The 13,604-nt window shown below is 50.0% G+C and carries 10 protein-coding genes; 8 read left to right on the forward strand and 2 right to left on the reverse strand.

Annotated elements, in window-relative coordinates; translation table 11 throughout:
- Positions 1-7 precede the first annotated feature (7 nt).
- From ACLD72_RS07915 to baiCD, 4 genes are all read left to right on the forward strand, one after another.
- Positions 8-2,425, forward strand: a complete 2,418-nt coding sequence (locus ACLD72_RS07915; protein ID WP_410998904.1) for an alpha-L-rhamnosidase-related protein — start codon at positions 8-10, stop codon at positions 2,423-2,425.
- The gene (locus ACLD72_RS07920) at positions 2,412-4,817 is read left to right on the forward strand and encodes an alpha-L-rhamnosidase-related protein (protein ID WP_410998906.1); all 2,406 of its coding nucleotides are present in this window, start codon (positions 2,412-2,414) and stop codon (positions 4,815-4,817) included. Before ACLD72_RS07915 ends, ACLD72_RS07920 begins: the two co-directional genes overlap by 14 nt.
- A 144-nt stretch (positions 4,818-4,961) precedes the next feature.
- Positions 4,962-5,711: an SDR family NAD(P)-dependent oxidoreductase gene (locus ACLD72_RS07925; protein WP_155620072.1), complete on the forward strand. Its 750-nt coding sequence runs from the start codon at positions 4,962-4,964 to the stop codon at positions 5,709-5,711.
- A gap of 129 nt (positions 5,712-5,840) precedes the next feature.
- Entirely contained in the window at positions 5,841-7,778 is a 1,938-nt protein-coding gene (gene baiCD / locus ACLD72_RS07930) for a bile acid Fe-S flavoenzyme BaiCD (RefSeq protein ID WP_410998908.1), read from the forward strand.
- Between the two features lie 72 nt (positions 7,779-7,850).
- Here baiCD and ACLD72_RS07935 read toward each other — a convergent pair whose 3' ends face one another.
- Together ACLD72_RS07935 and ACLD72_RS07940 are read right to left on the reverse strand one after the other, a co-directional pair.
- Positions 7,851-8,645 carry a nucleotidyltransferase domain-containing protein gene (locus ACLD72_RS07935; protein ID WP_155620073.1) on the reverse strand — a complete coding sequence of 265 codons (795 nt, stop codon included), beginning with the start codon at positions 8,643-8,645 and terminating at the stop codon, positions 7,851-7,853.
- A 92-nt stretch (positions 8,646-8,737) separates the two neighbouring features.
- On the reverse strand, positions 8,738-9,394 hold the full coding sequence (locus ACLD72_RS07940) for a TetR/AcrR family transcriptional regulator (RefSeq protein ID WP_410998910.1): 657 nt from the start codon (positions 9,392-9,394) through the stop codon (positions 8,738-8,740).
- 213 nt (positions 9,395-9,607) lie between these two features.
- On the opposite strand from ACLD72_RS07940, the gene ACLD72_RS07945 reads away from it, so the two are divergent.
- From ACLD72_RS07945 to ACLD72_RS07960, 4 genes are all read left to right on the forward strand, one after another.
- Positions 9,608-11,095: an NAD-dependent epimerase/dehydratase family protein gene (locus tag ACLD72_RS07945; protein ID WP_410998912.1), complete on the forward strand. Its 1,488-nt coding sequence runs from the start codon at positions 9,608-9,610 to the stop codon at positions 11,093-11,095.
- Positions 11,096-11,110: 15 nt separating this feature from the next.
- Complete coding sequence (locus ACLD72_RS07950; RefSeq protein ID WP_410998914.1) at positions 11,111-11,587, forward strand: class I tRNA ligase family protein; 477 nt, start codon at positions 11,111-11,113, stop codon at positions 11,585-11,587.
- Positions 11,588-11,732: 145 nt separating this feature from the next.
- A complete protein-coding gene (locus tag ACLD72_RS07955; protein ID WP_410998916.1) occupies positions 11,733-12,206 on the forward strand; it encodes a MarR family transcriptional regulator in 474 nt (157 codons plus the stop codon).
- A gap of 156 nt (positions 12,207-12,362) precedes the next feature.
- Complete coding sequence (locus tag ACLD72_RS07960) at positions 12,363-13,592, forward strand: MFS transporter (RefSeq protein WP_410998918.1); 1,230 nt, start codon at positions 12,363-12,365, stop codon at positions 13,590-13,592.
- Positions 13,593-13,604: the final 12 nt, after the last annotated feature.

The following is a 13,604-nucleotide window of genomic DNA, read 5'->3' on the forward strand; positions in this document are numbered from 1 at the left end:
CGAAGCCTTGTATCCGGCATGGGAAGAAGAGGCACGGTGGATCTGGCATCCGGAATGGACTGCTGAGGATGAGGACGGTACGGGGAAATTTGTGTATTTTCGCAAAACGTTTGAATTGGATCGTCCTGGTTATCGGTGCACGATTCGGATTTCCGCGGACAGCCGCTATCGCCTGTTTGTCAATGGAAAGCTTATCAGCAGAGGGCCGTGCAAAGGGGATCGTTTTACCTGGTATTATGATTCATTTGATGTTCATAATGATCTTGTCGAAGGGACCAACGTGCTGGCCGTTCAAGTATTGCGTTATCCCTATACGGGGGGAGGAAACGAGTCGGTATGGCGCACACGCTTGCCGGGACTGTACGTACATGCGGCAGTCCTTGATGAGGCAAAGCGAGAGAATGCCCGGGCGTATAGCGATGAATCCTGGTTCTGTCTGAAGGATGAAGCGATCGTTCTTACACAAGGGGTTTATACGCAGTTTCTTGGCGTTACGGAATCCGTCAATGGATGCAAACGGCCATTCGGCTGGACGGAAACCGGCTTTGCGGCGAATGGTTGGGTACAAGCGATTCCATATACCTTCGATATTAAGCACGGCACATTGAAACCGTGGGAGTTGCGGGAGCGGCCGATCCCGTTTTTATATGAAAAGCCGCAAAGGTTTACGGGAGTCGTGCGCCTTCAATCATCCGCCAATGAGACCGGCTGGCTTCAGCTGTTAAGGAACAATCAAGCACTGGTCCTGCCGGAGAACACAAAGACGATCGTAGATATCGATGCGGGTGAATTGACGACCGGATATCCGGAACTGTTGTTAAGCGGCGGGAAGGATTCCGAGATTCGGCTCATGTGCGCCGAATGCTATGAGAACGAACCGGTGCAGATTCCCTGGCTGCGTAACAAGGGGGATCGAACGGACAGCATCCACGGCGATTTGTACGGGGATGTGGATGTATACAGACCGGCGGGATTCGGCAGAAGCTTGCCTTTTTCGCCGGAGCAATACGAACCGTTTTGGTTTCGGACGTTCCGTTATATCAGATTGGAAATCCGAACGGGCGCGGCGCCGTTGACCCTGCACGGGTTCACTTACAAGGAGACCGGTTATCCGCTGGAGATCAAGGCTTTCTACCAATCCTCCGACCCGAACGAATCGAAGTTATGGGACATCAGCGTTCGCACGTTAAGACGCTGTATGCATGAGACCTACGAAGATTGCCCTTACTACGAACAACTTCAATATGTGATGGATACGCGGTCGCAAATCCTGTTTACCTATTATTTGTCCGGCGACGATCGGCTGGCGCGGCGAACGTTGTTTGATTTTCACAGCTCGCTTCTTCCGGAAGGGTTAACGCAATCGAGATATCCTTCCATGACACCGCAGGTTATACCGGGCTTCTCGTTGTACTGGATTATGATGCTTTACGACCATATGATGTTCGCGGGCGACAGGGTGCTGGTTGAGCGGTATTTGCCGGGCGTTGATGCGGTACTGGGCTATTTCCACCGGTTAAGGGATGACAGAGGCCTGGTCGGATCCATGAATCCGAGATACTGGTCTTTTGTCGATTGGGCGGATCGCTGGAAAGAAGATTTCGGAGTGCCCGAAGCAGCCAAGCGCGGCCCATTGACCGTCTATAATTTGATGTATGCGTATGCGCTCGGATTGGCGGCGGAACTGGCGGCTTATGCGGGCAGAAAGGGCGTGTCCGCGGAGTATCGCGATCGCGCACGGCAAATGCGTGAGGCGGTGAGAGCCCACTGCAGGTCATCAACGCTGAACGGAGTGTTTGCCGACGGTCCCGGGATCGAATCATTCAGTCAGCATGCCCAGATCTGGGCGGTGCTAAGCCAAACGATCACGGCGGAAGAGGCCAGACAGGCAATGAAAATCTCGCTGAAGAATCCGGATTTTGTTCCTTGCTCGTTTGCAATGGCTTTCTATTTGTTCCGCGCTTTGGCCGAAGTGGACTTGTACGACGAGGTTTACGATTTGCTTGAACCGTGGAGAGTGATGGCAGGACAAAATTTGACGACCTGGATGGAAGACACGGTCAGCCAGCGCAGTGATTGCCACGCCTGGGGCTCGGTTCCCGTTTATGAGTATGCGGCCGAGACGCTTGGCGTGAAGGCGGCGGCTCCCGGGTTCGGCGAAATCGTCATACAGCCCCGAATAGGCAGACTGAACCGTGCTGCCGGACGGGTGATGACCTCGCAGGGGGCCGTCGATGCGGCATGGCGGCTGGAACAGTCGCAGTTTCATTTATCCGCCAAATGGCCGGAGCATGTCCCCTGCACGTTCCGATTGCCTGACGGGCAATCGGTCCGGATCGAGTCCGGAGGGGAATACACTACCGTGATCGAGATGCCGGACATAACTGGCACTCGCGGAAAAGGAGACCTTGATGATCAACCCTGAGGCTTGCCATCTGACAGGAGCATACTGGATTAAACCGTCAAGGGAGGCTTATGAACAAAAAGAACTGACGCCGGAGCTGAAGGAAAACCGATTCATCTATTATCGGTTAGTTGTTCATCTGGACGAACCTGTATCTCTGGAGTTGTCGATCAGTGCGAACAGTCGATACCGCCTCTGGATCAACGGCCGGCCCGTACTTTCCGGTCCATGTAAGGGAGACCGCTGGCGGCACTATTATGAGACGTTTGATGCGACCCCTTTTCTGAAGGCTGGACTTAACATTTTTGCCGTTCAAGTATGGTCGCTGAATACGTATATGATCAATGATCCGAAACGAAGCGAACAGCCGTTGTTTACGATTGCCACGCTGCCTGTTGGTCCGAGACTTGCGGTAAGCGGTCTTTGCAAGAATAAGGAGGGGGAAGCAACGGCAAATCTGGCTACCGGGCTGGCGGAATGGCTTGTGTCCGTTGATGATGCAATTGCTGTTCATTCGGACGAGGAGTACACGATATTCATGGGTGCATTTGCGGAACGGGTACAGGCTGCTCGAATTCCTGAACAGTGGAAAAGCTCTCCCACCCCCGGCGGGAGCTGGAGCCCGGCGGAAGTGGCGGAACCGTGTTTGGGCAGGGATGACGCTTATCCGCTGTTTATCGTGCCGCAGCTTCCTCTGGTTAGACGTCCCATTCCTCTGCTATATGAGAAACATCGCGAGTTCGTCCGCGAGATGCCGATTCGGCAGACGGGTGTTTTCACGCTGAGTTTCGATCAGCTGGCGGATAATCACGGCACTGTGGAAGTACCGCCGCATACCACAGCCGTCATTGAGCTTGATGCGGGCGAATTGACTACGGGTCACCCTGCCTATCCGATGGATCAAGGCGATGGTGCTTGCGTTGTGATTTGTTATGCGGAGCGTTATTTTCAACCCGGCAATGAAAAGTCCAATACGGTTCGTGACGATGTCGTTAACGGCATGATCAAGGGCTACGAGGACGTTTATTATCCGTCGGGAAGATCCGAGATATATGAGCCGTTCTGGCTGAGAGCTTTCCGTTTCATTCGAATCGAAGTGCGAACGGCCGATCAGCCGCTGCTAATTCGGCGTCCCTGGTTCAGAGAGAGCGCCTACCCGCTCGAAGCGAAGTCGTTCGTAAGTTCATCGGCTTCCTGGATCGATTCATTATGGCGGGTCAGTCTTCGAACTTTGCAACTGTGCATGCACGAGACCTATGAGGATTGTCCTTATTACGAGCAAATGCAGTTTATTATGGATACCAGGCTTCAGGCGCTATTCACCTATAGTGTAGGGGGCGATACGGGACTTGCTCAAAAAGCTTTGGAGGATTTCCACAGTTCTCTGCTCCCGGAAGGAATTACGCAGGACCGTTTTCCCAGCGCGGTGGGACAGATTATTCCGTCCTTTTCTCTACATTTTATATTTATGCTGCGCGATTATTATTGGCAAACCGGCGATCGTAAGCTGGTTCGGCGTTATCGCTCTACCCTCGATGCCATTCTGGACTGGTTCGACCGGCGGATCGGCGAGAGCGGGCTTGTTGAACGGATAGGTTACTGGGAATATATCGATTGGGTGCCGGAGTGGCGTGAAGGCGAGCCTTCCGCTTGCAAGACGGGACCTTCCACGATTCATAACCTGATTTATGCCGCTGCTCTGCAGGCAGGAGCCGAGTTGAACGCGGCGACAGGGCGCAGTCAGGTAGGTGAAGAATATCAAGAACGTTGGGATATGATTCTGGCGGCGATTGAACGCTTATGCTGGTCCGAGGAAAAAGGGATGTACCGGGAAGGACCCGCATTTGAGCAGTACAGCCAACATGCACAGCTATGGGCCGTGCTGGCCGGACTTTGCAAGGAAGAACGCGCCAAGCGGGTCATGACTTCGGCTCTGGACGAACCGGGAGTGTTGAAATGCTCCTTCTCCATGTCCTTCTTCTTGTTCCGGGCTTTGGAAAGAGCCGGACTATACCATCGGACGATCGAACTGTTCAACCTGTGGAGAGATTTGCTGCCGCTTAACATTACGACACTGCCCGAGACCCCTTGGGAGCCGCGCAGCGATTGTCATGCATGGAGCGCTCTTCCGCTATACGAATTTACCCATTGTCTGCTCGGTGTGAAAGCCGCGAAACCAGGCTGGGCGGAGCTGATCATCGAGCCTGATCCGTTAAATCTGGAAGCCATGAGCGGAGAAGTGCACACACCGACTGGTGTGGTATCGGTGGTCTGGCGGCGTAATGAGGAGACGTTCTCCGTATGGGGACAGGCCCCTTCAGGGATTCCATTTACAGTTCGTTTGCCCGGTGGAATTGAGCGGTATTATGCTAAGGGAGGTTCCTTTTCCGAGTCGGTTTCTTTATTCTCATAGACACGATATCATTCTGAGCAAGCTTGAGAATTCTGCGGTTTTAAGGTCGTGTAAACGATTGCAAATTAAAATTTCTTCAGGTATGCTACAAACATGATAGTTGAACTATCAAATTTAAAAATTCTTGACGATTGAGGTGTCCTTATGAGACTAGCCAACAAGGTTGCGATTATTACCGGCGCCGCCGGCGGAATGGGGAAAGCGGACGCGCTGCTGTTCGCCAAGGAAGGCGCGAAGGTGGCCATTACGGACATGCAGGAGGACAAACTTCAGGAGGTTGTGCGCGAGATCACTGAGAACGGAGGCGAAGCGATCGGCTTCAAGCAAAACGTGGCTTCCGAAGAGGACTGGATTCGCGTCGTAAACGAAACGGCCGCGAAATTTGGCAAGATTGATATCCTGGTCAACAATGCGGGCGTGTCCGATTCGACGCCGTTCCTGGATCAGACGGTCGAAAACTGGGAGAAGATTATGTCGATCAATGTAACGAGCGTTTTCTTGGGACAGAAGCATGTCATTCCGCATATGATCGAGGTAGGCGGCGGTTCGATTATCAACATCTCATCGATAGCGGGATTGACCGGCGGCAGCGGAACGGGGCCCTATACAGCAAGCAAAGGTGCCGTTCGCATGCTGACCAAGGCGACGGCCGTAGACTACGCCAAGCATAACATTCGTGCGAATTCCATCCACCCCGGCTACATCGAGACTCCGATGACGGTCGATTTGCTTAAGGATGAGACCATGCGGCAATGGTTCCTGTCCCAAACGCCGATTCAGCGGCTGGGCAAGCCGGAGGATATCGCGAGTGGCGTCCTGTTCCTGGCGTCGGATGAGTCTTCCTACATTACGGGAGTGGAGCTGCCGATCGACGGCGGTTACTACGCGAAATAATCCCTTAAGGAACAAGCCGGTGCTTTATCGGACATTATCGTCCCGTAGGCGCCGGTTAGCTTGTTTCATTGTGAAAATTATCACATTATGTGTTCTTGCGCAGAAAAAGTGACGAAGGGATGAATGGATATGGCGTATAGCACTCTTTTCAGTCCGATTCAAATCAGGGGATTAACTTTAAAGAACCGGGTTATTCTCCCGGCGATGGGAACCAAGATGCCCACCGAGGACCGGTTCGTATCGCAGCAGCTTATCGATTATCATGTAGCCAGAGCCGAAGGGGGCTGCGGTTTAAACTTCACCGAAGTATGTTCGGTTTACGGGCCCGCTTCCTCCAAGAAATTTTTGGCCATTTCCGATGACAAGTACATCCCTGGCCTAAAGCAACTGACGGAATCGATTCACGAAGCCGGAGGGAAGGCGGGAATACAGCTATGGCTTGGAGGCATGGCGGTTGCCAGCGATCCCGAACAGATGATCATTATTCCCAGTCCCGTTCCTGTGGAAGGGACGGAGTATACGATCCCCGGCGCCGACATCGCCACGCTGAAGGAAGCGGCCAAGTCGTTTGGCGACGGCGCCAGACGCGCTGTTGAAGCCGGTTTTGACGCGATTGAATTTCATGCCGGTCATAATTATACGCCACATTCTTTTCTTAGTCCTTTCTTTAACCGCAGAACGGATGAATATGGCGGGGAGTTAAAGAACCGGGCCAGATTCCTTATCGAGTGTATCGAGGCTATACGCCTGAACATACCGGCAGAGATGCCGCTCTTTATGCGAATTGACGCGCACGATGATTATCTGGAAGGCGGTTTGACCATAGAAGAAGTGATTGAGTTTTGCAACATGGCAAAGGCTGCCGGCGTCGATGTTCTGGACGTTTCACGCGGCAACTTCTCCTCCCAGGCTATTAAATACGAGGTCCCTCCGATCGATCTTCCCAGAGGGTTCAACGTTGACAACGCCGCCAGAATCCGGAAGGAAACCGGAATGCTCACCATCGCGGTGGGACGGATCAATGATCCGGCTCAAGCAGAGGAGATTCTGGCAAGCTGCAAGTCGGATATGGTTGTAATTGGGCGCGGTCAGCTGGCCGATCCCGAATTCTGCAATAAAGCGCAGTCCGGGAGAGCCGAGGATATCGTTCATTGCGTTGCGTGCAATCAAGGCTGTTACGACGGATTTGTCTCCAGCGAGGTTCCATTTATCACTTGCTTGAGAAACCCGGCTTTGGGAAGAGAAGTTGAATATAAGCTGACGCCAACCGACAATCCCAAAAAAGTCGTGATCGCAGGCGGCGGCATTGCCGGCCTGGAGGCGGCGATGATCTTGAAACGCAGAGGCCATCATCCGATCGTGTGCGAGGCTACAGGGGCTTTGGGGGGGCAATTCGCGCTTGCCGGTGAGGCCCCGAGGAAAGAGGAAATGAAGGATGCCGCCTTATCCCGGGGCGAACAAGTGGTCAAAGAAAGGATCGAGGTCAGACTTGGAACACCGGTCACCACTACGCTCCTGGAGGACCTTCAACCCGACGAAGTAATCGTTGCCGTTGGTTCCGCTCCAATGGAATTGAAGGTTCCCGGCAGCCATTTGCCCATAGTAACGAACTCTCACGACGTTCTCTACGGGAAATCAGCCATTACCGGCAAAGTTGTTGTCGTCGGAGGAGGGCTGGTAGGATTGGAGGTCGCGGAATATTTGCACGGCAAGGCTTCGGATATCACCGTCGTGGAAATGTTGGATAAAGTCGCCAGGGATTTGGGCGAACTGCGTGCGATCTGCGTGATGGAGAATCTGAATTCTTCCGGCGTACACATCGTAACGGACGCCAAATGCGTGGAGATCAAGGAACATAGCGTGATGATCGAAAGCAAAGGCCAAATTACGGAGTATCCCTGCGACTCCGTTGTCGTGGCCATCGGATCCCGGGCGCGAAATTATGAGAGCATCCGTGTCTTTTGTGAGGAACGTCGTATTCCATACCATGTAATAGGGGATGCGGTGCGTGCACGCAGAGCGCTGGATGCCGTTGCCGAGGCCAACCAAATCGCAAGAATCGTTTAATACGGTCAGGGAAGTATAAAGGAGCGGTTCGCCGGGCGACTGCTCCTTTAATAATATAATAACTTTTGTAAACTATCGGTCGCTCAATGGAGGCTCATGGTCGAGCCAGTTCCATTCGCTGTTCTCCAAAAAAAGAGCGGGCGAGAGCTCGGGGGCAAATCCGGGATCCCGGAAATTTAGCAACATGGCAGCAAAGCTTTTGCATTTCGTTGCTGTAGGTTGTTTCAGAAGATCGTTCGCCATTTCGATAAAATTGTCGGGTTTTTCGGGCGCGTTTTCGACGGCATTCAGCAACCATTTATGGTAAGGGTACAGGATGCGGTTGTGCGCCAAAATAATTCGACCGCCGAAAAGTACGAGATTGCTTGCGGTATGGGCCAGCAAATACGAATCGTTCTTCTTGACGGCTTCATCGGAAAAGTAAAAGCCGTATAAAAAGACCTGCGCGAAAAAATCTCTGATATTTCTCTCCCGATTGGCCTCGGGATACACCGGAATTTTTGCCAGAAGTGCATCCAGATCCGGTATCCGCGAAAACCATGTCCTTGATCCAATAAACGAAGCGCGGGTAGGCTCGCTGCCGCGTTTGGCCGCCAGTTCAAGAAACTGCCGGTTAATAAATTTGCCGTCGATATAGCCGCCTTCGTATGCGCAAATGTTTTTGTCTTGGTTGATGTACGTCAGGTTGTGAGTTTTTTTTCGTTCGGAGAAAGACTCGTCATCGATCAGCAAGTATACATCAACGTCGGATGTTTCTTTAGCTTTTCCCTGCGCGACGGAACCTCCTGTTATGATAGCAAGAATGGAAGGATCAGGCCGAAGGTGATTTACCAGATTGTCCAAAGCACGCTTGTGATGTTCAAACATCTAAATATACCTCCTGTTCTTCTTGGAATGATACTACGATAACAGAAGAGAGGGGGCTGAACTATATGCAAATCCGCCATTTACCTTAAGATTCAATTTTTGGGTTTCAGGTACTCCATAAATACGCTTTTCATAATCGCGAATTGCTTGGACTCGTCCACAAACGTCTGGAGTTCTGAGATCCCATGAACCATGGCCATTTTTTTTGAGAAATTGCCGAACGCATTCATCATGGTGAGCAAAGTGTCGACGATGTCGATATCGGAGCGAACCGTTCCGTCCCGAGCTCCCTGATTCCCTAGCTCCGCAAACAGTTCCATCATTTCCTCGTAAATGGTTTGATATTGCCCAATATCTTCCACAGGCGAGTTGGCCATGGCGACATAGCTTTCGAAGGCCTCAATTAATTTGGAGTTCTTCTGATGAAGATCTTGTTCGAAAAAGTTCAACTCGTCCAACAGCCTGCTCAGCTTTTCGTAGCAGGTGCCTTCACCGTATACGATAGCAGCGAAAAATTCCCTTTGGATTTCGACAATCTCCGATGCGACGGCCACAATCAGCTTTTCTTTTTTTGGAAAATAGCGGAACACCGTGGCGATGCCAAGACTGGATTCGAGGGCGATGTCCTGCATGGTGGAATTTTCGAAGCCTTTTTCCATAAATACATTCTTAGCCGCTTCGATGATGCTCTGCCGCCGCAATTCCCTTGTCTTGGTCCGTTCTTTTTCCAGTCTGAGTTTTGGTTGCATGAGTACTCCTTTCTCTTGATTTAGATTTCTAAGTCCGAATATGGAATTAGGTAATGCTACCAAAATTCATGCAGACTGTCAATTTGCGAAGACCAGAGAAATTGCGAGGAATACACAAAAATGATATTATAACTATCATAATGATATAAAAAATATCAAATAAATGGATCGCCATATTAACTCAAACTTTACGGGAAAAGAGAGGCATCTTTGATGAAGAAAAAGAAGACGGTTTTTTTGACGGGGGCGTCCGGTAATATGGGGCAGGAAGGTCTGAAACAGCTGCTGCAAAGACGGGACCGGTTCGACATTGTAGCGCTGGTGCTACCGACCGCCAAAGACAGGGAAGTGATGGCCAAATACGAAAATGAGCCAGGACTCAAAATCATTTGGGGGGATTTAACCCGTTACGAGGACGTGCTTCAAGGAGTATCCGGCGCTGATTATGTGCTGCATGTCGGCGGGATGGTTTCTCCCTTGGCGGATTACCGTCCCAAGCTGACAACCAGAGTCAATGTGGGCGCGGTTGAAAATATTTTGAAGGCGATCAAGGCGGGGCCGGATCCGGATCGCGTCAGGCTGGTTTATATCGGAACCGTCGCCGAGACGGGAGACCGCAATCCGCCCATTCATTGGGGGAGAACCGGCGATCCGATCAAAATCAGCGTTTATGACAATTACGCGATCAGCAAAACGATCGCCGAACGCATGGTGATCGAGTCAGGGCTGAAATATTGGGTTTCTTTGCGGCAGACCGGGGTGCTGTACAGCGGCATTCTGAACGGGATGGACCCGATCATGTTTCACGAGCCGGTGAACGGCGTGTTCGAGTGGGTCACGGCCATGGATTCGGGCCGGCTGTTGGCGAACGCTTGCGAAGAGGATGTTCCTGAAGAGTTCTGGAGAAGAATTTACAATATTGGCGGCGGGGAGAAGTATAGAACGGTCAATTATGATTTTATGCAGAAAAGCTTTGGGGTTTTGGGGGTTAAAGACTTCAGGAAGGTAGTGGATCTCAATTGGTTTGCAACCCGAAATTTCCATGGACAATGGTACGAGGACTCGGATGTGCTGGAGGAATACCTGCATTTCAGAAGCGGATCTGTGGAAGAGTTTCTGGAGGAGCTGAAACATAATGCGCCGTTGAAGCTGAAAATGGCCAAGTTTGTTCCGGCGTTTGTGATGAAGAAGTTCGTGATGGAGCCTGTGGCCAAGAAAGAGTTCGGCACCTTGCACTGGATCAATCACAATGTGCAAGATCGCATAACCGCTTTCTTCGGCTCCAAGGAGGCATGGGAGCAACTCCCTTCTTGGGACAATTATTCTTATCCGCAGCCGTCCCAAACTCCGCAGCGCCTGAACCACGGGTATGACGAGAACAAGCCCAAGGAAGAACTGGAGCTTTCGGATATGATGGATGCGGCAAAGTTCAGAGGAGGGGAATGCCAAACCTCATCCATGAAAAAAGGAGATTTGACCACAAAGCTGAGCTGGAAGTGCGCCTTTGGACATGAATTCGAGGCCAGTCCAACCCTTGTATTGCTTGGCGGACACTGGTGTCCGCACTGCCTGCCGGCTCCTTGGAACTACAACGAGGAAGCGAAGCGCAATCCGTTTTTTGCCCAGGTGTGGTATCCGCTGCATGATAAGAACGAAGCGAACTATTACGATGAGAGCATTTTTGACGGACTGGAGAAATAGGCGTTCGGGAACTTCGTGAACCGGACCTTAGCTTTTATTGTAAAATCCTTCAATTCTCAGGTACCGGTAGGAGCCCCGGATGCGAAGTGGTCCACAACTTTAAATGACCTCTACGCGCGTTGTGGAGAGTTGATCGAAGCAGCACGTTTCAAGAATGCGCTGGATCTGATTTTCGAAAATATTCGCAAGGCTAACAAATTCTTTGACGAGGAAAAGCCTTGGGTTACTTATCGGGAAAACCCGGATCAATGCGCCCAAACACTGTTTACCTGCACACAAATTATCGCCAACCTCGGGAATCTGTTGAATCCGTTCATTCCTGCGGCTTGTAAAAAGATTCGCCAGTTTCTCGAACTGGACGAAGCGAATTGGGAACCCGTTGTGGTTCCGGCAGGGAAAATGATTCGCAACGTAAGCCACTTATTTGAACGGATCTCTCCCGAAAGGATTGAGGAAGAGGAACAACGGCTTCTCGTCCAGTTAAATCGATGAAAATCTTTCGGAGTGGTAGCAGGACTACCACTCTGTTCTTGTTTTTGGTAAGGTAGAGGCATGGAGACGAACACTCTAAAGGTCAAATCCATTAAAAAATTATTATTTTATGTTGTTAATGCACCAACGGCTGGGAGGACAGGCCATGAACAAAGAAGAACAGGTCATAATGAATTTCAGGGACTTATTTAACAAGATGGCTTGGCTTAATAAGATTAAGATGGAAGACAGTCTTAAGGGTTATAAGCCTTCTGAAGTCCATTGCATCGAATACATTGAAAAAAATGCTGATTCCAACGTGACAAAACTTGCGGAAGCCTTTTATATGACTAGCGGCGCTATAAGTAAATTAACTAAGAAGCTCATAAAAAAAGGCCTTATCGAAAGCTATCAGAAGCCGGAAAACAAGAAAGAAATCTATTTTAGGCTTACTGAGCAAGGGAAAGTCATTTATAAAATCCATGAGGAACTGCACAAAGAGTTTCAAGAGCGGGATAAAGCCGTATTTGCGCAGGTAACCGAGGAACAATTTGACGGTATGCTTCGCTTCATGGAAAAGTATAGCAGGCATTTGGATGCAGAAATAAAGAAACAGGGTCTAGATATGAAGTCGGAATAAATTTGAATCATGAAAATCAAACCACAGGCAGCCGGGCTCTATAGAGAGCGGGCTGCTTTTTTATTGCTTTTATTTTGTTGCCAAGGAAGCAAAATGATGATACGATGATTTTGTTTCCAAGGAAGCAAAATTGCATCTTTTGAGAGGAGAATTTAAGTGTTTAAATTTAGATCACGCCATGAACAGAACACGGTACAAGCCGTTGATAAAAAGGCTTTAATATTCGGTCTTATGTCTGTGTTTCTTTGCGGAATAGGCTTCAGTATCATAACACCTGTCGTCCCCTTCTTAGTGCAGCCATATATAAGCCATCCGGGAGATCAAGCTATAGTTGTTACGCTGCTGACCTCTGTTTATGCAGTCTGTGTGTTTTTTGCCGCCCCCGGACTTGGAGCTTTGAGCGACAGATATGGCCGTCGTCCATTACTCTTAATATGCCTATTGGGTTCCGCAATCGGGTATTTCGTTTTTGGCATAGGAGGGGCCCTATGGGTACTATTTGCCGGACGCATAATAGAAGGTATAACAGGCGGGAGCATAAGCACGATCTTCGCATATTTTGCCGACATCATTCCTCCAGAACAGAGAACCAAATACTTTGGATGGATGAGTGCGGTTGTAGGTGTAGGCACCGTCATTGGCCCGACTCTAGGCGGATTACTTGCCAGATTTGATTATTCTGCACCCATGTATTTCGGAGCAATCATCGCTTTATTAAATGTTGTTTATGGATTCTTTTTTATGCCTGAAAGCCTGGACAAAAATAATAGACTGAAAAAGATCACCTTTGTAAGACTGAATCCATTCACCCAGCTTGTAAACGTACTTTCCATGAAAAACTTAAAAAGGCTGCTTGTCTCAGCGTTCTTACTTTGGATACCCAATGGATCTTTACAGGCCGTTTTTTCACAATTTACAATGGATACTTTTAGCTGGAAGCCTGCACTAATCGGACTTATGTTCTCTATTATTGGCGTCCAGGACATCATTTCCCAAGGTTTCATCATGCCACAGCTCCTGAAAAAACGCAGTGATGCACAAATAGCAATTCTTGGGATGGTTTCGGAGATTATGGGCTACGGTCTTATTGCGCTATCCGCTTTGTTCTCGTTCTATCCGCTTATTATTGCTGGAATGTTTATATTTGGTTTTGGCGATTCGATCTTCGGGCCTTCATTTAATGGGATGCTCTCCAAGTCTGCCGATCCCAGTGAGCAAGGAAGGATTCAAGGAGGCAGCCAATCTATTCAGGCTTTAGCAAGAATAATTGGGCCTATCATTGGAGGTCAAATCTATGTATCGCTTGGACATGCCGCACCCGCTTTTATGGGGATGATCCTTATAGCAGCGGCTATACCAGTTTTGTATAAGGGTACGCATGTGTAGGTAAAATTTAAA

This window comes from Paenibacillus lacisediminis, from assembly GCF_046567315.2.